This is a genomic window from Parafrankia sp. BMG5.11 (assembly GCF_004337455.1).
Window position 1 is genome coordinate 12,449 of sequence record NZ_SJXI01000021.1, and the last position, 21,985, is coordinate 34,433.

Annotated in this window: 20 protein-coding genes and 4 tRNA genes; 8 read left to right on the plus strand and 16 right to left on the minus strand. The window is 71.7% G+C overall.

Annotation, left to right across the window (positions count from 1 at the left end; all coding sequences use genetic code 11):
• Window positions 1-105 precede the first annotated feature (105 nt).
• From rplK to E0504_RS16345, 4 genes are all read right to left on the minus strand, one after another.
• Window positions 106-540, minus strand: a complete 435-nt coding sequence (rplK, locus tag E0504_RS16330) for a 50S ribosomal protein L11 (protein ID WP_018505143.1) — start codon at window positions 538-540, stop codon at window positions 106-108.
• 35 nt (window positions 541-575) lie between these two features.
• Window positions 576-1,400 (minus strand): transcription termination/antitermination protein NusG, encoded by an 825-nt coding sequence (gene nusG / locus E0504_RS16335; RefSeq protein ID WP_071066155.1) that lies wholly within the window; start codon window positions 1,398-1,400, stop codon window positions 576-578.
• 229 nt (window positions 1,401-1,629) lie between these two features.
• Window positions 1,630-1,893 (minus strand): preprotein translocase subunit SecE, encoded by a 264-nt coding sequence (gene secE / locus E0504_RS16340; RefSeq protein ID WP_020463489.1) that lies wholly within the window; start codon window positions 1,891-1,893, stop codon window positions 1,630-1,632.
• 32 nt (window positions 1,894-1,925) lie between these two features.
• Window positions 1,926-1,998: transfer RNA gene (locus E0504_RS16345), tRNA-Trp, on the minus strand.
• Between the two features lie 272 nt (window positions 1,999-2,270).
• Between E0504_RS16345 and E0504_RS16350 the strand changes: the two genes are divergently transcribed.
• Window positions 2,271-3,479, plus strand: coding sequence for a pyridoxal phosphate-dependent aminotransferase (locus E0504_RS16350; protein WP_112105336.1), 1,209 nt, complete (start codon window positions 2,271-2,273; stop codon window positions 3,477-3,479).
• 228 nt (window positions 3,480-3,707) lie between these two features.
• Here E0504_RS16350 and E0504_RS16355 read toward each other — a convergent pair whose 3' ends face one another.
• The 5 genes from E0504_RS16355 to E0504_RS16375 all read right to left on the minus strand — a co-directional run bounded on the left by E0504_RS16355 (window position 3,708) and on the right by E0504_RS16375 (window position 5,506).
• On the minus strand, window positions 3,708-4,136 hold the full coding sequence (locus tag E0504_RS16355) for a MaoC family dehydratase (RefSeq protein WP_020463491.1): 429 nt from the start codon (window positions 4,134-4,136) through the stop codon (window positions 3,708-3,710).
• Window positions 4,137-4,217: 81 nt separating this feature from the next.
• Window positions 4,218-4,673 carry a MaoC family dehydratase N-terminal domain-containing protein gene (locus E0504_RS16360; protein WP_112105335.1) on the minus strand — a complete coding sequence of 152 codons (456 nt, stop codon included), beginning with the start codon at window positions 4,671-4,673 and terminating at the stop codon, window positions 4,218-4,220.
• Window positions 4,674-5,002: 329 nt separating this feature from the next.
• On the minus strand, window positions 5,003-5,167 hold the full coding sequence (gene rpmG, locus E0504_RS16365; protein WP_006539112.1) for a 50S ribosomal protein L33: 165 nt from the start codon (window positions 5,165-5,167) through the stop codon (window positions 5,003-5,005).
• A gap of 94 nt (window positions 5,168-5,261) precedes the next feature.
• A tRNA-Met gene (locus tag E0504_RS16370) sits at window positions 5,262-5,338 on the minus strand.
• 95 nt (window positions 5,339-5,433) lie between these two features.
• Window positions 5,434-5,506: transfer RNA gene (locus E0504_RS16375), tRNA-Thr, on the minus strand.
• 581 nt (window positions 5,507-6,087) lie between these two features.
• On the opposite strand from E0504_RS16375, the gene E0504_RS53475 reads away from it, so the two are divergent.
• Both E0504_RS53475 and E0504_RS16385 read left to right on the plus strand, forming a co-directional pair.
• Window positions 6,088-7,953: a GH25 family lysozyme gene (locus E0504_RS53475; RefSeq protein WP_306769246.1), complete on the plus strand. Its 1,866-nt coding sequence runs from the start codon at window positions 6,088-6,090 to the stop codon at window positions 7,951-7,953.
• Between the two features lie 155 nt (window positions 7,954-8,108).
• Window positions 8,109-8,816, plus strand: a complete 708-nt coding sequence (locus E0504_RS16385) for a hypothetical protein (RefSeq protein ID WP_112105334.1) — start codon at window positions 8,109-8,111, stop codon at window positions 8,814-8,816.
• Between the two features lie 70 nt (window positions 8,817-8,886).
• Here E0504_RS16385 and E0504_RS16390 read toward each other — a convergent pair whose 3' ends face one another.
• The 3 genes from E0504_RS16390 to E0504_RS16400 all read right to left on the minus strand — a co-directional run bounded on the left by E0504_RS16390 (window position 8,887) and on the right by E0504_RS16400 (window position 10,348).
• Window positions 8,887-9,321: a gamma-glutamylcyclotransferase family protein gene (locus tag E0504_RS16390; protein WP_112105333.1), complete on the minus strand. Its 435-nt coding sequence runs from the start codon at window positions 9,319-9,321 to the stop codon at window positions 8,887-8,889.
• Between the two features lie 37 nt (window positions 9,322-9,358).
• Window positions 9,359-9,886, minus strand: coding sequence for an orotate phosphoribosyltransferase (gene pyrE, locus E0504_RS16395; RefSeq protein WP_071066160.1), 528 nt, complete (start codon window positions 9,884-9,886; stop codon window positions 9,359-9,361).
• 93 nt (window positions 9,887-9,979) lie between these two features.
• Window positions 9,980-10,348: a nuclear transport factor 2 family protein gene (locus E0504_RS16400; RefSeq protein WP_071066161.1), complete on the minus strand. Its 369-nt coding sequence runs from the start codon at window positions 10,346-10,348 to the stop codon at window positions 9,980-9,982.
• Between the two features lie 177 nt (window positions 10,349-10,525).
• Here E0504_RS16400 and E0504_RS16405 point away from each other — a divergent pair, with 177 nt between their 5' ends.
• Window positions 10,526-11,389 carry a helix-turn-helix domain-containing protein gene (locus E0504_RS16405; protein WP_112105339.1) on the plus strand — a complete coding sequence of 288 codons (864 nt, stop codon included), beginning with the start codon at window positions 10,526-10,528 and terminating at the stop codon, window positions 11,387-11,389.
• Between the two features lie 321 nt (window positions 11,390-11,710).
• Here the strand turns inward: E0504_RS16405 and E0504_RS16410 are convergent.
• Window positions 11,711-11,795, minus strand: a tRNA-Tyr gene (locus E0504_RS16410).
• Between the two features lie 131 nt (window positions 11,796-11,926).
• Here E0504_RS16410 and E0504_RS16415 point away from each other — a divergent pair.
• Entirely contained in the window at window positions 11,927-12,415 is a 489-nt protein-coding gene (locus tag E0504_RS16415; RefSeq protein WP_020463499.1) for a YajQ family cyclic di-GMP-binding protein, read from the plus strand.
• A gap of 603 nt (window positions 12,416-13,018) precedes the next feature.
• Here the strand turns inward: E0504_RS16415 and htpX are convergent.
• Both htpX and E0504_RS16425 read right to left on the minus strand, forming a co-directional pair.
• The gene (htpX, locus tag E0504_RS16420; RefSeq protein WP_071066162.1) at window positions 13,019-13,891 is read right to left on the minus strand and encodes a zinc metalloprotease HtpX; all 873 of its coding nucleotides are present in this window, start codon (window positions 13,889-13,891) and stop codon (window positions 13,019-13,021) included.
• A 78-nt stretch (window positions 13,892-13,969) separates the two neighbouring features.
• Window positions 13,970-14,935 carry a Rossmann-like and DUF2520 domain-containing protein gene (locus E0504_RS16425; protein WP_235013761.1) on the minus strand — a complete coding sequence of 322 codons (966 nt, stop codon included), beginning with the start codon at window positions 14,933-14,935 and terminating at the stop codon, window positions 13,970-13,972.
• Between the two features lie 1,105 nt (window positions 14,936-16,040).
• Here E0504_RS16425 and E0504_RS16430 point away from each other — a divergent pair.
• The 3 genes from E0504_RS16430 to E0504_RS16440 all read left to right on the plus strand — a co-directional run bounded on the left by E0504_RS16430 (window position 16,041) and on the right by E0504_RS16440 (window position 20,857).
• On the plus strand, window positions 16,041-17,927 hold the full coding sequence (locus E0504_RS16430) for a 2-oxoacid:acceptor oxidoreductase subunit alpha (protein ID WP_112105331.1): 1,887 nt from the start codon (window positions 16,041-16,043) through the stop codon (window positions 17,925-17,927).
• Window positions 17,924-18,985: a 2-oxoacid:ferredoxin oxidoreductase subunit beta gene (locus E0504_RS16435; protein ID WP_071066165.1), complete on the plus strand. Its 1,062-nt coding sequence runs from the start codon at window positions 17,924-17,926 to the stop codon at window positions 18,983-18,985. Before E0504_RS16430 ends, E0504_RS16435 begins: the two co-directional genes overlap by 4 nt.
• A 339-nt stretch (window positions 18,986-19,324) precedes the next feature.
• Window positions 19,325-20,857, plus strand: a complete 1,533-nt coding sequence (locus E0504_RS16440; protein WP_235013760.1) for a hypothetical protein — start codon at window positions 19,325-19,327, stop codon at window positions 20,855-20,857.
• A gap of 104 nt (window positions 20,858-20,961) precedes the next feature.
• Here the strand turns inward: E0504_RS16440 and E0504_RS16445 are convergent, their stop codons facing one another.
• Window positions 20,962-21,978 carry a polyprenyl synthetase family protein gene (locus E0504_RS16445; protein WP_071066449.1) on the minus strand — a complete coding sequence of 339 codons (1,017 nt, stop codon included), beginning with the start codon at window positions 21,976-21,978 and terminating at the stop codon, window positions 20,962-20,964.
• Window positions 21,979-21,985: the final 7 nt, after the last annotated feature.

Genomic DNA, 21,985 nt, shown 5'->3' on the forward strand with positions numbered 1-21,985 from the left:
GTACTGCCTTGTGTCGCCCTTGTGCCGTCCGCTCCCGCCGCGTGCGTCGGAACGTCCGGCGGGACTTCCCACGCGTTCGCGCGGGACACGGTCATACGGACACGGTCACTCGCCGACGGTGATACCCATCGAGCGCGCGGTACCGGCGATGATCTTCTCCGCGGCCTCGATGCTGTTCGCGTTGAGGTCCGGCAGCTTCGTCTGGGCGATCTCGCGCACCTGGGCCGGGGTCAGCTTCGCGACCTTGACCCGGTGCGGCGTGCCGCTGCCCTTGTCCACACCGGCGGCCTTGAGGATCAGCCGGGCGGCGGGCGGGGTCTTGGTGACGAAGGTGAACGACCGGTCGTCGTACACCGTGATCTCGACCGGCACGACGTTGCCGGTCTGCGACTCGGTGGCCGCGTTGTACTGCTTGCAGAACTCCATGATGTTCACGCCGTGCTGGCCCAGGGCGGGACCGACCGGCGGCGCCGGGGTCGCCTTGCCGGCGTTGATCTGGAGCTTGATCAGCGCAGTGATCTTCTTCTTCTTGGGAGGCATCTGTTCGTCTTCCTACCGGGGTTCTACGGAGCGGATCAGATCTTCGCGACCTGGTTGAACTGGAGCTCGACCGGTGTCTCCCGACCGAAGATGGAGACGAGTACCTTCAGGCGCTGCGCGTCGAGGTTGATCTCGCTGATGGTGGCCGGCAGGGTGGCGAACGGGCCGTCCATGACGGTGACGGACTCCCCGACCTCGAACTCCTGGGCCTTGACCGTCTCGACCTTCTTCTCCTTCGGCGCCGCCGGCGCGAGGATGGAGACGACCTCCTCGCGGCGCAGCGGCGACGGCCGGTTCGTCAGGCCCACGAACCCGGTCACACCCGGCGTGTTGCGGACCGCCGACCAGGACTGGTCGGTCAGATCCATCCGGACGTAGATGTAGCCGGGGTACTTCTTCTGCTGTACGAGCTGGCGCTTGCCGTTCTTGACGACCGGGACCTCTTCGGTCGGGACCTCGATCTGGAAGATGTAGTCCTCCATGTTGAGGCTGGAGATCCGGGTCTCGAGATTGGTCTTGACCTTGTTCTCGTAGCCCGCGTAGGAGTGCACGACGTACCACTCGCCGGGAGCGTCCTCGAGCGCCCGGAGCAGGTCGTCGCCATCATCCTGAGGCTCGGGCGTCGCGACCGCGGTGGCCGGCACGGCGTCAGCGGCCGGCGCGGCATCGGCCGCCACCGTCGCGGGCGTGTCGGCGGTGGAGCCGCCGTCGGGCCCGAGGTCGTCCTCGAGGTCGTCCTTCTCAGGTGCGGCCGCGGCGTCCGTGCTCGCGACCTCGTCGCGCTCGAACGCCGCAAGGGGGTCGAGACGGTCGAGGGCCTCTCCCTGCTCGGAGGAGGCGTGCTCGGGAGACTGGGACACGCGGTCGTTCCTTCTCTCGTGGACGGGTGGACAGTGGGTGGTTCTCCCGCCGGCGGACCTGATCCGCCGAACGGCCGGCCGCCGACCGGGTCGCCCGCCGCGACCCGTGCCAGCGGGACGCACCCGGCCACACAGGGCCGGGACGACGGCACGAACCGGTGCCCGGGCCGAGCACCGCGCCGCACCGACGATCGGTCGGCCCGGCTCGCTGCCCATGGCGGCTCCGGTGTCAGCCGAAGACCGCGAGGACCGCCTTCGTCAGGCCGAAGTCGAGGCTAGCCACGAAGGCCGTCATCACCGTGACGAAGACAAGCACGACGACCACGTAGGTGATCAGCTCGCTCCGGCCCGGGTAGACGACCTTGCGAAGCTCCGCGATGACCTCGCGGACGAACTGACGAATCCTGCGGACAATCGAGAACGGCGACCGTCGACGGTCGGCCCGCGCGGACCTACCGGCCCGCGGTGCCGCGTCACGCGTATCGGTCGCCACTCAGCTCCACCCACTCGTTCGTCGGTCCAACGCAGGGGCGACAGGACTCGAACCTGCAACCGCCGGTTTTGGAGACCGGTGCTCTACCAATTGAGCCACGCCCCTTAGACGTACCCGGACCACCACCTAGTTCCCACCGTGCCGCCTTCGCTCTCCGTCAGGCTTCCCGATGATTTTCAAAGGATCTTCGCGATCCTCTAAAGATCATTTAGGGCCGTTCGGTGGAGCTACCGGCTGCAGGCGGGGGCTGACAGGCCGAGCGGAACGAGCATACCCCTTCATCGACCGGATGCCGGCCGCACGGTGCTCTTCGACGTCCGCAGGTCGCCCCAGGAGGGGCCGGACGGGCCAGCCCGATCCCCTACTCACGTGGCAGCATGGCTGCCATGAGCAGGATCTCCCACCGCATCGCGGGCATCGCGCCTTCCGCGACCCTCGCCGTCGACGCGACCGCCAAGGCGATGCGCGCCGCGGGCCGGGACGTGATCGGCTTCGGTGCCGGCGAGCCCGACTTCCCGACTCCCGAACACATCGTCGCCGCCGCGGAGAAGGCGTGCCGCGAGCCGCGCATGCACCGCTACACCCCGGCTGCCGGCCTCCCCGAGCTGCGGGAGGCCGTCGCGGAGAAGACCAGGCGCGACTCCGGCCTGGTCGTCGAGCCAAGCCAGGTCCTCATCACCAACGGTGGCAAGCAGGCTGTCTACCAGGCGTTCGCGACTCTGCTCGACCCAGGGGACGAGGTTCTCCTGCCTGCCCCCTACTGGACGACCTACCCCGAGGCGATCCGCCTCGCCGGCGGTGTGCCGGTCGACGTCGTGACCGGGCCCGAGGCCGGCTACCGCGTCACCGTCGAGCAGCTCGAGGCCGCCCGGACCCCCCGTACCAAGGTCCTGCTGTTCTGCTCCCCCTCCAACCCGACCGGCGCAGTCCACACCCCGGAGGAGGTCCGCGCGATCGGCCGCTGGGCCGCCGAAGCCGGCATCTGGGTGCTCAGCGACGAGATCTACGAGCACCTGGTCTACGGCGAGGCCCGCTTCGCCTCGATGCCCGTCGAGGCACCCGAGCTGGCCGACCGCTGGGTCGTCGTCAACGGCGTCGCCAAGACCTACGCGATGACCGGCTGGCGGGTCGGCTGGCTGATCGGCCCGCTCGACGTCGTCAAGGCGGCCACCAACCTGCAGTCGCACGCCACCTCGAACGTCTCGAACGTCGCCCAGGCCGCGGCGCTCGCCGCCGTCGCCGGCCCGCTCGACGCCGTCCACGAGATGCGGACGGCCTTCGACCGCCGCCGCAAGACCATGCACGAGATGCTCGTGCAGATCCCCGGCGTGCGGTGCCCCCTGCCCGACGGCGCCTTCTACGCCTACCCGTCGCTGGAGGGCGTGCTCGGCCGGACGCTGCGCGGTCGCACGCCGGCGACCTCGGCCGAGCTGTGCCAGTTCATCCTGGAAGAGGCCGGCGTCGCGATCGTGCCCGGGGAGGCCTTCGGCACCCCGCGCTTCGCCCGCCTGTCCTACGCCCTCGGGGACACCGACCTGGTCGAAGGTGTCCGCCGGCTCGGCGCCCTGCTGTCCGAAGCCGTCTGAGGACGGCTGAGCGCACCGTCCACCTCCACGCACCCCGGAGTCGAGGCGATGTCCGGCTGACGGACACCGGCTGACTGACGTGCACCCGGCCGTCGTAGCTACGACGGCCGGCAGCGGGCCCCGCGGCACACCGCCGCGGGGCCCGTCGGCGTGTGGGGCCGGGCCGCGCCGCGCCGGTATCCGGGTGTGGGACCGGGCCCCACGGGACGCTGCCGGGCGCCGCCGGGGTCAGGCAAGCTGGACGGTCGCCCGCGCCGCCATGAGGACCTTGGCACCCTCGTGTCGGACTGTGAGGTTAACCACGACCCTCCCGCCGTCGAGCTTTTTCTCCACAACGCCCCGCACAGAGATCTGCGCGCCCTCGTCGTCGTCGGGCACGACCACGGGTGAGGAGAACTTCACGCCGTACTCGACGACGGCCGCCGGGTCGCCGACCCAGTCGGTGACGAGACGGCCCGCCGTGGCCATCGTCAGCATGCCGTGCGCGAGCACACCGGGGAGCCCGGCCTCGGCGGCCACCCGCTCGTTCCAGTGGATCGGGTTGAAATCGCCCGACGCGCCGGCGTAGCGCACCAGATCGGCTCGCCGCAGCGGGAAGACCCGGTCACCGATCTCGGTACCGACGTCGACGGCGTCATAGGTGACGGTGGTGGGCATGCCGGCTCCGATCGAACCCTCGGCGGGACGCCGCGTCAGCGGGGCGGCGCGGCGACGTCGCGGTGGTCAGCGAGAAAGTGGTCAACGAGGCGGCGCGGTGCCGCGGGAGACCAGGCTGCACGTTCCCTCCGCGACCAGCTCGCCACTCGTCGTCGTGAACTCGTAGGACGTCACCAGCACCTCGTTGCGGCCGACCGAGCGGATGGACGCCAGCGTCGAGCGCACCACGAGCTCGTCGCCCGCGACAACCGGGCGGTGCAGGGTGAACCGCTGGTCACCGTGGACGACGAGGGAGTAGTCCAGGCCGAGAGCAGGATCGTCGGTCGGCAGGCCGAGGTCGCCCGGGATCGCCGTGACCAGGAAGGTCGGCGGGGCGAGCAGGTCGGCGTGACCGGCGGCCTTCGCCGCCTCCACGTCGTGGAAGAGCGGGTTGCCGTCGCCGATGGCGCGCGCGAACTGGCGGATGTGCTCACGTCCCACCTGGAACGGGACGTCGGAGGTGTAACTACGTCCGACAAAGTCCTGGTTCAGCGGCACCGCACGCTCCGATCTCGACGTTGCCGGATCCCGATGTCGCCGGAACCCGGGCTTACCAGACCGGTTCGAGACCCTATCGGGCCCGCGCCCGCGCGGACAGCATCGCCACCCGGACCGCGGCACCGCCCGGACGGCGCGGCCACCGGAGCCGCGTCGTCACTCGGACGGCGCGGCCACTCGGGACGGCGCGGTGACGGCATGACGAAACCGGGCGGGTCCGTGTGTCGCGGACCCGCCCGGAGTAAGTCGTGTGTCGCGGTCACCGCGCCTGCGCCGGGGCTCGCCCCGCCCGGTCGACGGCGCCCCGCCAGCCGTGGTCGGCCGACGGGCTAGCGCGTCTCGCGGTGCTCGGTGTGCGTGCGGCAGTTCGGGCAGAACTTGCGCAGCTCGAGACGGTCCGGGTCATTCCGCCGGTTCTTGCGCGTGATGTAGTTGCGGTGCTTGCACACCTGACACGCCATTGTGATCTTCGGACGAACGTCGGTGGCAGCCACGGCGAGATGCCTCTTCCTGTCTCGAATTCTCTACAGGCCAAGGGGCCGCGACTCACCAGACCCCTGGAGGGTGACACGGTGTGCCGCGACCCGATGGTAGCGGTGGCCGGACTTGAACCGGCGACACAGCGATTATGAGCCGCTTGCTCTGCCAGACTGAGCTACACCGCCATGACGGATCACCAGCGAGCGAAGATCCGACTGACAGTATAAGCGGACAGACCACCAACTGCCGATCACGATCCTGCCCGATACCGGACCGCCTGAGCCCCTTTACGGAATCGAACCGTAGACCTTCTCCTTACCATGGAGACGCTCTGCCGACTGAGCTAAAGGGGCGTGCTCGCGCGGGACTCACGTTACACGACTCCGGCGACTTCGTGGCGGGCACCCCCCACACTTCCGCCCGGCGCCGACCGTCCGGCTCGCCCGCATCCACGCGCGGCCGGCGGGAACGTGCCGATCGACCCGGACGGCAGGCGGGTGACCAGACCCCGCGAACACGGCCAGAAGGCCGACACGGCGAACTAACGGTGACGTCGAGCCCGACACGCACCCCCCGCTGATAGCTGTAAGTAATCGCATGAGTGCCTAGCGTGTTGCTCGGCCGTGGACGCGCGCCTCACAGGTGCTACCGCAGCCGCCGCCGCGCCTCCCAGCATCGAGGGTTGCTCATGCCGCTCACGTACCGTCACTCCCGAGATCCACAGACCCCGGACGCGGCGCCCATCGTCCCGCGTGCGCCGTGGGAGAGCCAGCCGGCCGCCTCACCGCGGCCGCTCCCCCTCGCCGGGGTACCTGTCCCGGCCGGGACCTCACTGCCACCTGGAACGTCCTACGCGACGCTGCGCGCCGCGTTCCCGGATCGGCCCGTGTCGGGGCCACCGTCACCGAAGAGACCACAGAACGCGACCGCCAAGGTGGCGTTTCCGGCAGCCGCCAGCTTCGCTCACGATCTGCCCGCGGCCGGCGAGACACAGGCCGGAGCGGCGCAGCCCGGCGTCGTCTGGGCCGGCGAGATCGTGATGGCCGAGCCCGCGGCTGCCGGCCGGGTGGCAGTCGACCGGGTCGCTGCCGGCCGGGTGGCAGTCGGCCGGGTGACAGTCGGCCGGGTCGCGGTCGACGAGGCGCTGGCCGCCTGGCGCCTGCGCAATGCCGGACGGTTCTCCGCGCGGGTCCTCAGCGCGGCCACGGTGGCCGTCACCGCCGTCGCGCTCTCCGCGCCGGCCGCGGGCGCGCTGCCCACGCCGCAGGCGTCCGGGGTCTCAACTCCGTCGGCGCAGATCACCCCGCAGACACAGATCACCCCGCCGACGCAGACCTCGCCCGCGACACAAATCACACCGTCCGCAGCGGCGGCACCAACGCCGTCGCCGGCGGCCCAGGCACCAGCGAACGGGGCGGCGGCGACCACGACACCCGCACCCGCGGCGCAGACATCCGCACCCGCGGAACCGACACCGGCATCCGCCACACCCTCGGAGCCGGCGCCCGACCCGGCGCCCGTGCCACCCGGGGCGACTCCACCTGCGCCGCCCGGGGCCACCCCTCCCGTGCCGCCTGGGGCCAGCCCGCCGGCGGCGGGCATGACACCGGCACCCGGGCCGGGGACGTCCGAGCCCGTCCTGTCCACGGAGCCGTCCCCCGCCTGGCCCAAGGGCATCGACATCGCATCGTGGCAGCACCCCGGGTCGGCGCCGATCGACTGGAACGCGGTCAAGGGTGCCGGCATGACCTTCGCAATCGTGAAGGCCACCGAAGGGACCAATTACACGAATCCGTTCTTCGTCGGCGACCGGGACGCGGCCGGCAAGGCGGGCCTCGTCGTCGGCGCCTACCACTACGCCCGCCCGGCAGCCCCGATCTCGACCGCCGTCGACCAGGCCCGGCACTTCCTGGCTGTGACCGGCCTCACGCGCACAGCCGGCCACCTGGCTCCGGTCCTGGACCTGGAGACCACCGGCGGGCTCGATCCGGTGGCCCTCGCGGCCTGGACCCGGGCCTTCCTGGAGGAGATCGAGTCCCAGACCGGCCGGGCGCCCATCCTGTACACGTACCGGTCGTTCTGGACGAACAGCATGGCCGATACGAAGGAGTTCGCCCGGTACCCGTTCTGGTTCGCCATCTACAACAACGAGTCCACCCCGGGATGGCTGCCGGGCGGCTGGCCCGGCTGGGCGATGTGGCAGTACACGTCCTCTGGCGTGGTCCCCGGGATCATCGGGAGCGTCGACATGAACGTCGTGTGCTGCTCCGCCCCCGCGCTGACCGGGCTCGCCGACGGCACCCTCTCCGAGATCGACAAGCGGTACGCGGCGGCCGGGCTGCTGCAGCTCGCTCTCGGGGCGCCCACCGAAGCGGAGGTCGTCGCGGGCGGCGGCGGCCGCTGGCGCCCCTTCAAGAACGGGCTGATCTACTGGTCCGTCGCGACGGGACCGCGGGTGCTGCACGGCAAGATCGCGAAGAAGTACCTGGGCCTCGGCGGGACCAACAGCTTCCTCGGACGTCCGCTCGGCGACGTCGAGTGGGCCGCCGCGCCCGGCGCCCACCAGGCGATCTTCCAGGGCGGCTGGATCTACTGGCACCCGACGACCGGGGCGCACGAGGTGCACGGCCTGATCCTGCGCCGCTACCTCGAACTGGGCGGCTCGACGTCCAGCCTGGGTCTTCCGATCACGGACGAGTACTCGGTGCCGGGCGGCCGGGAGAGTGCCTTCCAGTTCGGCAAGCTGCGCTGGACGGCCGCGACGAACGCGGTGACCCTGCTGCCCGCGGCGGCGCCCTGACGCCACCCACCCCTGTCCGGCCTGACGGCGCACATCCCCGACCCCGAAACGAACGCGAGGAGTGACGAAGGCCTACGCGGGGTATCTGACGCCGAGTGCGGCGGACTGTGGCCACTTGGTCACATGCTGCGCCGTCGTGCAGCCGGGAGGACCAGATGGCAGATCTGCGGCAGGTACGCAACACGGACGGCTGGCTGATCTTCGCGGCCGTCATCATGTTCATCGTCGGTTTCCACAACCTCATCTACGGCATCGCGTCACTACGCGACTACATCGTGATCGTGGACAATCTCTACTCCACCTCGACGGGCACCGGGGTGATCTACGCCAACACCACCTTCTGGGGCTGGCTGTGGATCGTCGTCGGCATCGTCCAGATGGGGATCGCGTTCGGCATCGCGGCCGGCAACGAGCTGTCCCGCTGGGTGGGCATCGTCATCGCCGCGCTCAACGCGATCGGCCAGCTCGCGTTCATGGCCGCCTTCCCCATCTGGTCGGTGATCATCATCGCCATCGACGTCCTCGTCATCTACGCGCTGGCCACCTACCAGACGCGCGGCCGTGGCGGCGCCGCCGAGCCCTACCCGAGTGACCGTCCCGGGATGACCCGCGGCGCGCCCACGACGGCTCGCAGCGGGGTGCGCGCCGGAGCGGGCGGCGGCTACGACCGCGACCAGGGCTACACCTCCGACCAGGGCTACGCCTCCCAGCCGGGCCAGACCGACCGCGGCGAGGGCTACCCGGCGGGCCCGCCCGACCCCGGTCAGCGGTCGGGCGGGCCGGGCCTCAGGCCGGGCGACCCCGGCTACCGGGACCCGAGCCGGAAGGACGGCCCCGGGGGTTCGGGCGCCGGCATCCGGTGACGGTATGACCGCCGAGGCCGCCGCGGACCTGTCACCGCGGCGGCCTCGGCACGACCTGACCACGCATCTGTCACCGCGGCGTTCCCGGCACGACCTGATCACGCCACAGCCGGCAGCGGCGGACGAATCCGGCCAGGTGCTCGGCCGCGAAGCGGTCCGGGTCCCAGTCGGACGTCCGCACGTCGGTCACGTCACGCCAGAGATAGGCGACCGCCGAACCACCGCCGACCAGGGTGAGCTCGCGCGCCTCGTACGGATCGCCCTCGAAGAGGTCGAGCAGCTCGCGTTCGATCCTGGTCAGACCGCTCAGGCACCTGCCCGAGCACACGTCGCCGGGACGTGCGGGGACCAGGCCCGGGTAGCTCCGCCCCGGCAGCGCCGCCGCCCGCCAGCCGCCGACGGCCGCCGGAGTGATGGTCGGCACCCGGCCGAGCAGCGCATCGACGACCACGTCGAAGCGCAGCGTCCCGTAGACGAACAACGCTCCGGCCACGTCCGAAGTCATCCCGGTCCCGCGTGTCCGACGTCAGGCTGTCCGGGTGCTAGCGAGCCGCGTCGAGGTCGGCGCGGGTGAGGGTGGGGAGCAGCGTCAGGCCGATCTCCGCGAGCCGCTCCCGGCCACCCTCCTGGCGATCGATGACGCACAGGACGTCCTCGACGACCGCGCCCTGCTCGCGCAGCACCCGGGTGGCGTCGAGCACGGCCCCGCCACTGGTCACCACGTCCTCGACCAGGACGATCCGCCGACCCTCGACCTCGCCGCCCTCGGCGATGCGCCGGGTTCCGTACTCCTTCGCCTTCTTGCGGACGAACCGGGCCGGCAGGCCGGTACGGGCCGACAGCAGCGTGGCCAGCGGAACGCCGCCCAGCTCCAGGCCGGCGAGGAGATCTGTGTTCGGCGGGAGATGCACCGCCATCGCCTCGACGATGTCGGCGAGCAGCGCCGGCTCGGCCTCGAACAGATACTTGTCGAAGTACTCGGTGCTCGTACGGCCCGACCGGAGGAGGAAGGTCCCGGTCAGGTGGGACGCCGCCCGCACCCGGGCGGCCAGCGCTTCGATGTCGGCCACGTCTGCCGACTCTACGGCCCGCCACCGCGCCGCCAGCAGGCTTCGGCCGGACGGCGGAGGCGGTGCGGCCGGGTCGGGGCCGGCGGTAACGGATCAGGCCCCCGCGGGCACCTTGTCGAGGAAGCCGAGCACCTGGGTGATGCGGCCGTCGGCGCCGCGTTCGATCACGTCGAACCCGACGACGAGGGGTTCGGCACCGGGCTGGCCAAGGCCCCAGGTGAAGCGGGCCTGGGCGTGGTGGGCGTCGACCTGCCCCAGCATGGTCATCGTCAGGCCGGGGAACTGTCCCTGCACCGCTCCGATCATCGTGTCGATGGCGTCGTGGCCCTCGGCCGTGGCGATCGGGTCGACATAGCGGGCCCCGGGGGCCAGGGCCTTCGCCACGGCAGCCCTCCGTAGAGCGGGGTCGGTCTCGTTCCACGCGGCGATGTAGTTCAGGGCCAGGGTCGCGAGGTCGTCCACGGTGTGTCCTCACTCTCGGATTCATCATTGTCGGATTCACCGGCGGATCTGGCTGCCGGGCGGCGGACCTGCCCGGCCGCTTCGGCGGTGGGACCGATGCTGCCGGCCCGAGGTGCGGCCCGTCGATTACCTGTGAAGTCATGGCCCGACGACGGCGGCGGCGCCTACGGTCGTGCCATGAGCCTCGCCCGCGAGCCCGGTCGGCCGGTGGGAGCGTTGCTGCGCGGCTGGCGGGAGCGGCGCAGGCTCACCCAGCTGGACCTCGCTGAACGCGCGAACGTCTCGACGCGCCACATCAGTTTCGTGGAGAACGGGCGGTCCCGACCGACAAGCGAGATGATCATCTCGCTGTCCGGGCATCTCGACGTCCCGCTCCGGGAACGCAACCAGCTGCTGCTGGCCGGAGGCTACGCACCGGCCTACTCCGAGAGCGATCTCGCCTCGCCGCCGATGTCCGCGGTGAGCGCGGCGATCGACCGGGTGCTCACCGGCCTCGGGCCGCTGCCCGCGGCGGTCATCGACCGGCACTGGGAGCTCGTCGCCGCGAACGACGCGATCGACCTGTTCACCGCGGGCGCGGCCGCACGGCTGCTGGAGCCCCCCGTCAACGTGCTCCGGCTCAGCCTGCACCCCGAAGGCATGGCCCCGCGCATCCTGAACCTTCCGGAGTGGAGGGCACACCTGCTCGACCGGCTGGCCCGGCAGGCCGACGCGACCGGTGACCAGGTCCTCCGGGACCTCCACACCGAGCTCAGCGCGTACCCCGTGCCCGACCGCGTCGCAGATGGGGCTGCCGACGGCGGCGAGCGTGGCCGTGCGGGACGCCCGGCCGAACCCTGGACGGCGAACGGCATAGTCACCCCGGTGCGCTACCGGTCACCCCGGGGCGAGCTCTCGCTCTTCACCACCACCACCGTTTTCGGCACGCCCACCGACGTGACCGTCTCGGAGCTCGCGGTCGAGACCTTCTTCCCAGCGGACGCCCCCACCGCCAGTCTTCTCTACGGATCCGCTCTTCTCTACAGATCCGCACGCACCTGATCGGTCCCTGCAGGCCGGGGCAGCCCCGGGCGGTCCGCCGTGAGCACTGGTGACGTCCGTTTGGTGCATGTCTCCCAGCCCAGACCGGCCGGTCGGCCCTGACCGCACAGACCCACGGAGTCCCGAGCCAGGCAGCCGTGGCCCAGGTCGGGCTGCACGCCGCCTTACGCACGCCGCTCGACCGTCGTAGGGCGTGTCGGCGTGCCCTGAGCTCGGACCCCGACAGTAGCCATGCTCGGTGGGACCGGTCGGGGACATGGAACAGGCCCCGGATTCTTCTCCAGGGCCTGTGTCGCAGCATGTTCCCCGGGTAACCCGGGGTGGTGGCAGGTGATGGATTCGAACCATCGTAGGCTGAGCCGACGGTTTTACAGACCGCTCCCTTTGGCCGCTCGGGCAACCTGCCGTGTTCAACAAGCATACCGGTCGCACCGAGTGGACTGACGGGGAGGGTCCCCCCAACACTCCGGCCCGCGCCCGGCCCGCGTCACGGGGCCGGCGCTCGCCCCGTACGACTTGACCAGGAGGTCCGTGCCCGTGGCAGATCCGTCCTTCGACATCGTCAGCAAGGTCGACACCCAGGAGATCGACAACGCGGTCAACCAGACGGCGAAAGAGATCAAGACCCGCTTCGACTTCCGGGACACCGGGGCCTCCGCGGCGCTGTCCGGCGAGTCGATCCTCCTGCAGGCCAACAGCGAGGATCGGGTGAAGGCCGTCCTGGACGTTCTGCAGGAGAAGTTCGTGAAGCGCGGCATCTCGCTGAAGTCGCTCGAGCACGGCGAGCCGCGGCAGTCGGGCAAGGAGTACAAGCTGACGGTGACCGTCCAGCAGGGCATCGCGGACGAGAAGGCCAAGGCCATCGCCAAGAAGATCCGCGCGGACGGCCCGAAGGGCGTGCAGGCGCAGATCCAGGGCGACCAGCTCCGGGTCACCGGCAAGAAGCGGGACGACCTGCAGCGGGTCATCCAGCTTCTCAAGGCCGAGGACTTCGACGTACCGCTGCAGTTCGTCAACTACCGGTGATCGCCCTCGCCCGCCGACACCGGCGGGCGACGGCGACCAGCCCGGACTGACGCCGCCCGGACACAGCGCGCCGCGGCCCCGCAGCGCGTGCCCCGCAGCCCCCAGCGCCGTGGCGGTGCGGGCAGGGCCGCGGGACGGACCGCAATTCACGGGGCGTATGCACGGGAAGAAGCACGATCGCCGCCGCACGGCAGAAAGCGTTAGGAACATCCGGCGGTAGATGTCCGAAATAGGTGCACCCCGCCCGATGGGGGGTTTCGGGCGGGGTGCGTGCGGCGGAACCTGGGGGGTACGCTCCGCCGCTGTCTGGAAGCTTTGAGACTACTCGCTATCCAGCGCTTCAGCGTGCCTTCCCCGGGTCTCGTCGTGACGCGGTGGTGAACTCCGCGTTCCCGGCATGTTCCTTCCATGCCAAGCCACATCGGCCGCCACCGAGGAGCCGCGCCCATCCGGTCGGTGCCATGAAGGGAATGCCGACGTCACGGCCTGAATCAGGCGATCCGGCGCGCCGCTCCCGGCCGGCAAAGCGACCGGGAGCCGATTCCTCCGGCGGAACCGTGGCGGTGGGGTTGAGGGTGGACGGAGTAGGCGGATTGGGTGGGGTTACCGATACGGGTTCATCCTGGCGCGCTGCTCCAACCGGGCGATCCGCTCGGCGATCGGCGGGTGGGTCGAGAAGAACCGGCCGATGCCGCCGCCACGGAACGGGTTCGCGATCATCAGCGCGGCGGCCGGGCCCAGCCGCGAGTTGGCTGGCAGCGGCCTGGCGGCCGTGCCGGCCTCCAACTTGCGCAGGGCGCTGGCCAGGCCGAGCGGGTCGCCGGTGAGGGTCGACCCGGATTCGTCCGCCTGGTACTCGCGGGCCCGGCTGATCGCCAGCTGGATGATCGTGGCGGCGATCGGGCCGACGACGATGAGGGCCAGCATCTCCAGTACCCCGGGGCCGTCCTCGTCGCGACCGCCGCCGAAAATGGCAAACCACTGCAGCATGTTTGCCAGATAAACGATGATGCCCGCGAGCGCGCCCGCAACCGAGGCGATGAGGATGTCGCGGTTGTAGACATGGCTCAGCTCATGCCCGAGGACACCACGGAGCTCACGGTCATCCATGATCTCCATGATTCCCTCGGTGCAGCACACGGCCGCGTTACGGGGGTTTCGCCCGGTCGCGAAGGCGTTCGGTGACGATGTGGGGCTCAGGTACAGCTTGGGCATCGGCATGCGCGCCCGGGTGGCGAGCTCCTGGACGATCGCGTAGAGCCGGGGCTGCTGAACCTGGCTCACCGGATACGCCCGCATCGCTCGCAGGGCGATCCGATCCGAGTAGAAGTAGGAGAATCCGTTCATCGCGAGCGCGAGAACGACGGCGATGACGAGGCCGCTCGTGCCGAAGAGCGACCCGATCCACACGATCGCGGCCGAGAGAACGCCGAGGAGAAGCGCCGTCTTCAGCCCGTTGAGACTGCGATGAAGCATGGCTGTCGCGTATCCGTCCTGTCGACCTGTCGCACTCGCTTCAACGAAGGAGCCGACGCTCCCTGTTCCCGGCAGCGGTCACGCCCACCCGCGGCCGTCCGTCGCACCGGCGCGCACGGCGGCGGCGGCGGCCGGCTCGAGCAGGCCGGCCTGCTCGAGCCGGTCCGCGGTGAGGACGGCGAGCGCGGCGTAGGCGTCGGCGAGGTGGCGGTCGCGCCGTTCCAGCCTGTCCAACTGCGCTGTGACGGTGCCGACGTCCCCGCGCCGGACCGGGCCGGTCATCGCGGCCTCGCCGGCGTCCAGCGCGTTCTCCAGCGACACGCGCAGCAGCGGGCCGAGCGCGCCGGCCGGGTCGGGGACGCCCGCCTCGGCGATCAGCCGTCCGGCGGCCGTCACGAGGGTCGCCAGGAAGTTGCCGCCCAGGACCAGGGAGGCGTGGTAGAGCGCCCGCTGCTCCTCGGCGACGACCGCCACGCGCCCGCCCACGTCGGCGACCAGGCGGCGCACGAGCGCGGCCGCCGGCTCGTCCCCGGGGGCCGTCGTCACGCCGAAGGTGGCACCGGCGAGGCGGTCGACGTCGGCCGGCGTCCCGGTGAGCGTCATGATCGGGTGGATGGCGGCCGGGTGCGCCCCGGCGGCGCGGGCCGGCGCGAGCGGGGCGATCCCGTGCCGTCCGCTCAGGTGCGCGACGAGCGGGGACGGCGAGCGGGCCGCGTCGGTGCCGGCCGGGCCGGACCGCGCCGGACCGGTGCGGGCCAGGCCGGGGGCGGCCTGTGCGGCGACGGTCTCGATCAGGTCGTCGGGCACGCCGAGCAGGATCACCTCTGCGGCGGCCGCGGCCTGCTCGGGCGTGGCGCACGCCGTGGCCGCCGGGAAGCGCGCGGCGGCCCGTTCCCGGCCGGCGGGCGAGCGCACGTAGTAGGCGCGAACCTCGTGGCCGGCGGCGGCGAGCGCGGCGCCGAGCGCCGAGCCGGCGCGGCCGACGCCGATGACGGCCACGGTGAGGCCCGGGCCCGCAGCCATGCCCGCCGTTATTCCCGCCACATGGCCGTCCTCCCGCGCTTGCGCTCCCGGAGCGGCCCGCCGCGGTCGGCTCCCCCGTCTCCGCCACTCGTGCCCCGCCGGAGTGACCTCATGCACCGATCCAATCGTCCGAGGTGCGCACAGGCGACGGATACCCGGCCATGGCCGGGTTCACCGGGGGCCATCGACTCCGCCGGAGCTCACGACCGGACCACCCGGCCGCGCAATGAACGGCCACGGCCACACATCCGGAACTCCGCCGGAACACACCGTTCATCTCCCGGTGACCGATCGGTGATGCTGAGAGACGTCCGCGTCGATCCGTGCCCGGTCGGTGTCATCGGGAGGTCGTCCAGGCGCGGCGCCTATCGCGCCATACGAAATCGCGGGACGCCCCGCGCACCGCTGGTCCACCTAATCGATAGTGTTCACATCGGGGCGCCATCCTCATCCGACCGGGGCCGGGAACACACTCATGTGTGGACGTCGGCCGCACGGCGGGGGTGATCGCCGCGATACCACCACGATGCCGGTGTACTCGTTTCCACGACAACACCGGCATGCCGATCTCTGGGCGGAGGTCACCTGAATACGGCCCGCGCTGTACATAGGCGCCCCGAACGGTATGGACGTCGCCCGCGCGCGGCACGGGTGACCGCCGCGCACAGTCGCGCCCCGGGGGGCGCCCCACCGGCTGGGGGATTCGGGCGCGGGTCGCGGCACCGGCCGGGGTGTCCGCCTACGGACACCCGTCGGGGCTCCCGCGAGCAGGTGACACAGCACGTCCGCGGCCCGAAGGGGGAACCGGCGGCCTTCTCCGCGCGGCCCGCCCGCCGGTGTCCGGCCGTCTCCTCCCACCCGCCGGAGCCGACGGTTCGCCCCGGTGGGGACGGCCTCGGAGGGCCCCACGGCGGGGACGGTCCCGCCCGCCGAGCCGCACTCACGTCCGTTAGCAGAAAACGCATACCGCAACCAGCCGCACACCACCAGGCAGGGTGGGTGACGGGGATAATCCGGTCCCGAACGGCGTCCCACCGGCCTTCCCGGAGTCGGTCAGGCGTCACGATCCCCGTGGTGCATTGAGCCGCCCGGTACGCTGGGGTGGTACCTGAGGAGGTTACTGAAGGTGTCTGAGCAGGTCAGGGAGAGGGAGACCCGCCGGCTCGACCGGGTCGTCGTGCGCTTCGCGGGCGACTCAGGCGACGGTATGCAGCTCACCGGAGAACAGTTCACAAGCGAGACAGCGGCATTCGGCAACGATCTGTCCACGCTTCCGGACTTTCCCGCGGAAATCCGGGCGCCAGCCGGCACCCCGGCCGGAGTTTCTGGCTTCCAGCTACATTTCTCCGATCACGATATTCTCACCCCGGGCGACGCCCCGGACGTCCTGGTGGCGATGAACCCGGCCGCGCTGAAGGCGAACCTGAAGGATCTGCCGCCCGGCGCCGACCTGATCGTCAACACCGACGCGTTCACCGGCGGCAACCTGAAGAAGGCCGGCTACGCGACCGACCCGCTGGCCGACGGGACTCTGGACAACTACACCGTCCACCGCGTCCCGCTGACGTCCATGACGATCAACGCGGTCAACGCCGCCGAGGGCGTCGCGGGGACGGTGAACAAGAAGGAAGCCGAGCGGGCGAAGAACATGTTCGCGCTCGGCCTGATGAGCTGGCTGTACCACCGGCCGACCGGCGGCACCGAGGGCTTCCTCAAGAAGAAGTTCGCCAAGCGGCCGGAGATCGCGGCGGCCAACATCGCCGCGTTCCGGGCCGGCTTCAACTACGGCGAGACCACCGAGTCGTTCTCGGTCACCTACGAGGTCGCCCCGGCGCGCATGCGGCAGGGCACCTACCGGCGGATCACCGGGAACATCGCGCTGTCCTACGGGCTGATCGCGGCCGGCGAGCTGACGAAGCTGCCGCTGTTCCTCGGCACCTACCCGATCACCCCGGCCTCGGACATCCTGCACGAGCTGAGCAAGCACAAGCAGTTCGGCATCCGGACGTTCCAGGCCGAGGACGAGATCGCCGGTGTCGGTGCCGCCCTCGGCGCCTCGTTCGGCGGCTCGCTGGGCGTGACGACCACGTCGGGCCCGGGTGTCGCGCTCAAGAGCGAGACGATCGGCCTGGCGGTCAGCCTCGAGCTGCCGCTGCTGATCGTGGACATCCAGCGCGGCGGCCCGTCCACCGGCCTGCCGACCAAGACCGAGCAGGCCGACCTGCTGCAGGCGATGTTCGGCCGCAACGGTGAGGCCCCCGTGCCGATCGTGGCGCCGCGCTCGCCCGGCGACTGCTTCGACGCCGCCGTCGAGGCCGCCCGGATCGCGACGAAGTACCGGACGCCGGTCTTCCTGCTCTCGGACGGCTACCTGGCCAACGGCTCCGAGCCGTGGCTGCTGCCGACCCGCGAGGAGCTGCCCGACCTCACGGTGACCTTCACGACCGAGCCGAACCACGACGGGCCCAAGGGTCCGGAGTTCTGGCCCTACCAGCGCGACCCCGAGACGCTGGCCCGCCCGTGGGCGGTCCCCGGCACCCCGGGTCTGGAGCACCGCATCGGCGGTCTGGAGAAGGCCGACGGCTCGGGCAACATCTCCTACGACCCGGCGAACCACGACCGCATGGTCCGCCTGCGCCAGGCCAAGATCGACGGCATCGCCCGGGACATCGCCCCGCTCGAGGTCGACGACCCGTCCGGCATGGCGAGCGTGCTGGTCCTCGGCTGGGGTTCGACCTTCGGCCCCATCGCCGCCGGCTGCCGGCGGGTCCGGGCCAAGGGGCTGCACGTGGCCCAGGCGCACCTGCGCCACCTCAACCCGTTCCCGGCGAACACCGCCGAGGTGCTGCGCTCCTACGACAAGGTGCTGATCCCCGAGATGAACCTCGGCCAGCTCCGCACGCTGATCAGGTCGCAGTTCCTGGTGGACGCGATCGGCTACAACCAGGTCCGTGGACTGCCGTTCAAGGCCGCGGAGCTCGCGGGCGTCTTGGAGGACGTGATCAACCAGTGACCGTCACAACGAACGGCAGCGGGATTACCAACCGGCTCCTGGACCTGGTACCCGCCACGCCGAGCCAGCTGACCCGTAAGGACTTCACCTCCGACCAGGAGGTCCGGTGGTGCCCGGGATGCGGCGACTACGCCATCCTGGCCACCGTCCAGGGCTTCCTGCCCGAGCTGGGGATCGCCCGGGAGAACATCGCCTTCATCTCGGGCATCGGGTGCTCCTCACGCTTCCCGTACTACCTGCAGACCTACGGGATGCACTCCATCCACGGGCGGGCGCCGGCGATCGCGACGGGCCTGGCGACGTCCCGCCCGGACCTGTCGGTCTGGGTGGTCACCGGTGACGGCGACGCGCTCTCGATCGGCGGGAACCACCTGCTGCACGCGATGCGCCGCAACGTGAACATCAAGATCCTGATGTTCAACAACCGGATCTACGGGCTGACCAAGGGCCAGTACTCCCCGACGTCCGAGGTCGGCAAGATCACCAAGTCGACGCCGTTCGGCTCGCTCGACCGCCCGTACAACCCGGCGTCGCTGGCGCTGGGCGCGGAGGCGACGTTCGTCGCCCGGTCGATCGACTCGGACCGAGCCCACCTGACGTCGGTGCTGCGCGCGGCGGCGGAGCACCCGGGCACCGCGTTCGTGGAGATCTTCCAGAACTGCAACATCTTCAACGACGGCGCGTTCGAGGCGCTGAAGGACCGTGGCACCCGGGACGACGCCACGCTGAAGCTGATCGACGGTGAGCCGCTGGTCTTCGGCGCCGAGCGGGACAAGGGCATCCGGCGCGCGGCGTCCGGCGGCCTCGAGGTCTGCGCGGCGACCGACGAGGGCGTCCTCGTGCACGACGCGGCGAACACGGACCCGAGCCAGGCGTTCGCGCTGTCCCGGCTGACCGGGGATGACCACGGCGTCACCCCGATCGGCGTGTTCCGCAACGTCGACATCCCGACCTACGACGAGGCGCTCAACGCGCAGGTCGAGCAGACCCGGGAGCGGCAGGGGACGGGGGACCTGATGGCCCTCATCTCCGGCGGCGAGACCTGGACGATCGACTGACGGCGGGCTGACCTCAGTGCGAGGGGCCGGGGTGGGCACGACTGCCACCCCGGCCCCTCGCCGTTTCGGACCGCGACCGCAGGGCCCACCACCATCGTGCTATCTGCACCTATTGCCCTGTTACAGACGCTAACGCAGCACTTGCCGCTTTCTGATCAGCATGCGGTATCGTGTGCGCCGGTGGGGGTGCCGTGTGGCCCGGGGGGGCTCACAACACCGAAGCAGGCGGAGGCGCAGTGCGGGGTAACGCAGCGCGAGGTCACCGAGTCCGTCACCGGGGCTCGCCGTCGGGGTCGGGCCGCGCCCGGCACCAGGTTCCGCAGGGCGTTGGCGGCCACCGTGGGTAGCCACTCGGCCGGCCGGCACTCCCGCGCGGGCTCCACCGCGACCGATCGCCGGAACCGCACCCCGGTCCCCGGCCCGGCCTCCGGCCAGGGCCAGCCGATCGACGACCAGACCCCCCGGCCCGCCCAGGCGCTCACCTCCCGCGCGCGGACTCCCTACCCGCCGGGCGGCCCGCCGCGATCCGGCTGGGTCACCAGCGAGTGGAGCAGCAACCCGTCCGCGGCCACGGCCTCGCTGCCGCCCCGCCCCGCGACACGGCCCCCCGGCGAGCTGGATACCGTCACCGGCCCGATCTCGATGAGCACCTCCCAGCGCCGCGAGCTGTTCGGCGACGACCCGCAGCCCGGCCAGGCCGACGCCTACGGCCGCTCCGCGCGGCGGGCAGCGCGGTCCGCGGGCCGTGGGCGGCCCGGTGACCGCCTCGACGACACCGCCGACCTCGGCGTCCGCCAGCCCGGGGAGCTCGACCCGCAGCGGGTCGGCGACGAGGCGGGGGCCGCGGGCGGGCCCGGCGCATCCCGGTTCTCGCTGTTCGAACCGGCCCGCCCGGCCGGATCCCTGCGGCTCGACACGGCTCCCCGCTCCGGCGCCCGCGCCGAGGGCACCCGCGCCGACGGCACCCGCTCAACAACGGCTTCGCGCGCGGCGGCGCGGCCCACCGGTTCGACCACCGGCCGCGGCGCGCACCGCGCACCCGCGCCGCGTCGCGGGCCGAGCCGGACGCGCATGGTGGTCGCCGGTACCGCGTCCCTCGCCGGCCTCTCCGCGATCGTGACCGGTGTCGCGCTCAGCGGCGACCAGCCGGTCACCGCGGCCGGGCCCACCACGGGCGCCACCCCGCTCGTGCAGGTCGCCGGCGCCCGGCCGGCCGCGTTCGGCTCGGACGACACCCAGGCCTCCCGCGACGGGCGCGCCCCGCTGCCCACCTACCCGACGGCGGCGCCGGCCACGACGGGCGGCTCCGGCACGACCGACCAGAGCGACAGCGGGTACCGGAGCTCACCGAGCGGCCCGTCCGCACCGGCGTACAGCGGGTCCGGCACGCAGCAGCAGGGCCTGTCCGGCTACGAGATCCCGTTCGTCCCGCTGACCCCGCGGTCCACGGCGACGCCGTCCCCGGCCGCCGGCGGCACGACCACGCCGGGCAGCACCACGCCGGGCACGACAAACCCGGGCACGACGACGCCGGGGGCCACCACGCCAGGCACCACCACTCCCGGGAGCACCGCCCCCGGCACCACGACACCCACCCAGCCGGGAGCGACGACCTCGCCCACGCACGGCACCTCGCCGTCGTCGGCTCCGACAACGACCCGGCCGACCACGTCGAGCTCGAGCACTCCGGCGCCCGCGCCGTCGCGCGAGGGCTCGCTCCCGTTCAACCCGACGCCGGTCGAGGTCACCCCGATCTGGGATCTGCTCTTCCCCGCCCAGAGCCAGAGCACGTCGACGTCGTCCAGCGCCCCGGCGGGCTCCTCTGCGACGCCCGCGCCGACGGCGTCCTCGAGTACCGGCGCCGGCTCCTAGTCGGGCTCCCGCCGGGAGGGCACGGGCAGACCCCTCCCGGCTGCGGGGACCCCGTGCCGGCCACCCCGCACAGCGCGGTGGCCGGCACGGGGCCGAGCCCGGTCCTAGCTCGTGCGGTCGATGACGAAGTCGGCCAGCGACTCCAGCGCGGTCTTGGCCGAGCCGTCGGGCAGCGGCGCCAGGCACTCGCGGGCCTCGCTCGACCAGCGGATGAGCTCGGCGCGGGCCCGGTCCATCGCGGGATGCTCGCGCAGCAGCTCCAACGCCTCGACGACCCCGGACTCGGTGACCCCGGCCTCCGTGCGCGGGTTCACCCCGAGCAGGTCGCGCAGCCGGCGGGCCGCCGCGTCCTCGCCCTGCAGGGCGTAGAGCACCGGCAGCGTCGGGATGCCCTCGCGCAGGTCCGTCCCGGGTGTCTTGCCGGAGTCCTCGCTCGGCGACGCCACGTCGATGAGGTCGTCGGAGAGCTGGAAGGCCACCCCGAAGCGCTCCCCGAACGCGGCCAGGACGTCGGTCGTGACCGGGTCGGCGCCGGCGAGCATGGCGCCCAGGCGGGCGGACGTGGCGATCAGCGAAGCCGTCTTCTCCGTGATGACCCGCAGGTAGTGCTCGATCGGGTCCTGCCCCGGCCCGACCCCGACGGTCTCGCGGATCTGGCCCTCACAGAGGGTCGCGATCGTGCGCGCCAGGATGCGGGTCGCCTCCGGCCCCAGGTCGGCCGTGATCTCGGACGCGCGTGCGAACAGGAAGTCGCCGGTGAGGATCGCGACCGTGTTCGTCCACCGGGCGTTCGCGGACGCGGCACCGCGGCGCAGCGGGGCCTCGTCCATCACGTCGTCGTGGTAAAGCGTCGACAGATGGGTCAGCTCGATCGCCACGGCCGCCGGCACGACACCGACCGCGTCCGGATCGGCGAACTGGGCGGCAAGCAGTACGACCATGGGTCGGAACCGCTTGCCGCCCGCGTCGACGAGGTGCCGGGACGCCTCGGTCACGAAGGAGAACTCGCTGCGGACGGATCCGCGCAGCATCTCCTCGACCGCGGCGAGCCCGACCCGCATCGACTTCTCGAGATCAGGGTCGGCCCTGATCCCCATCACTTCCAGCCCGATAGCGCTCATACCGCCA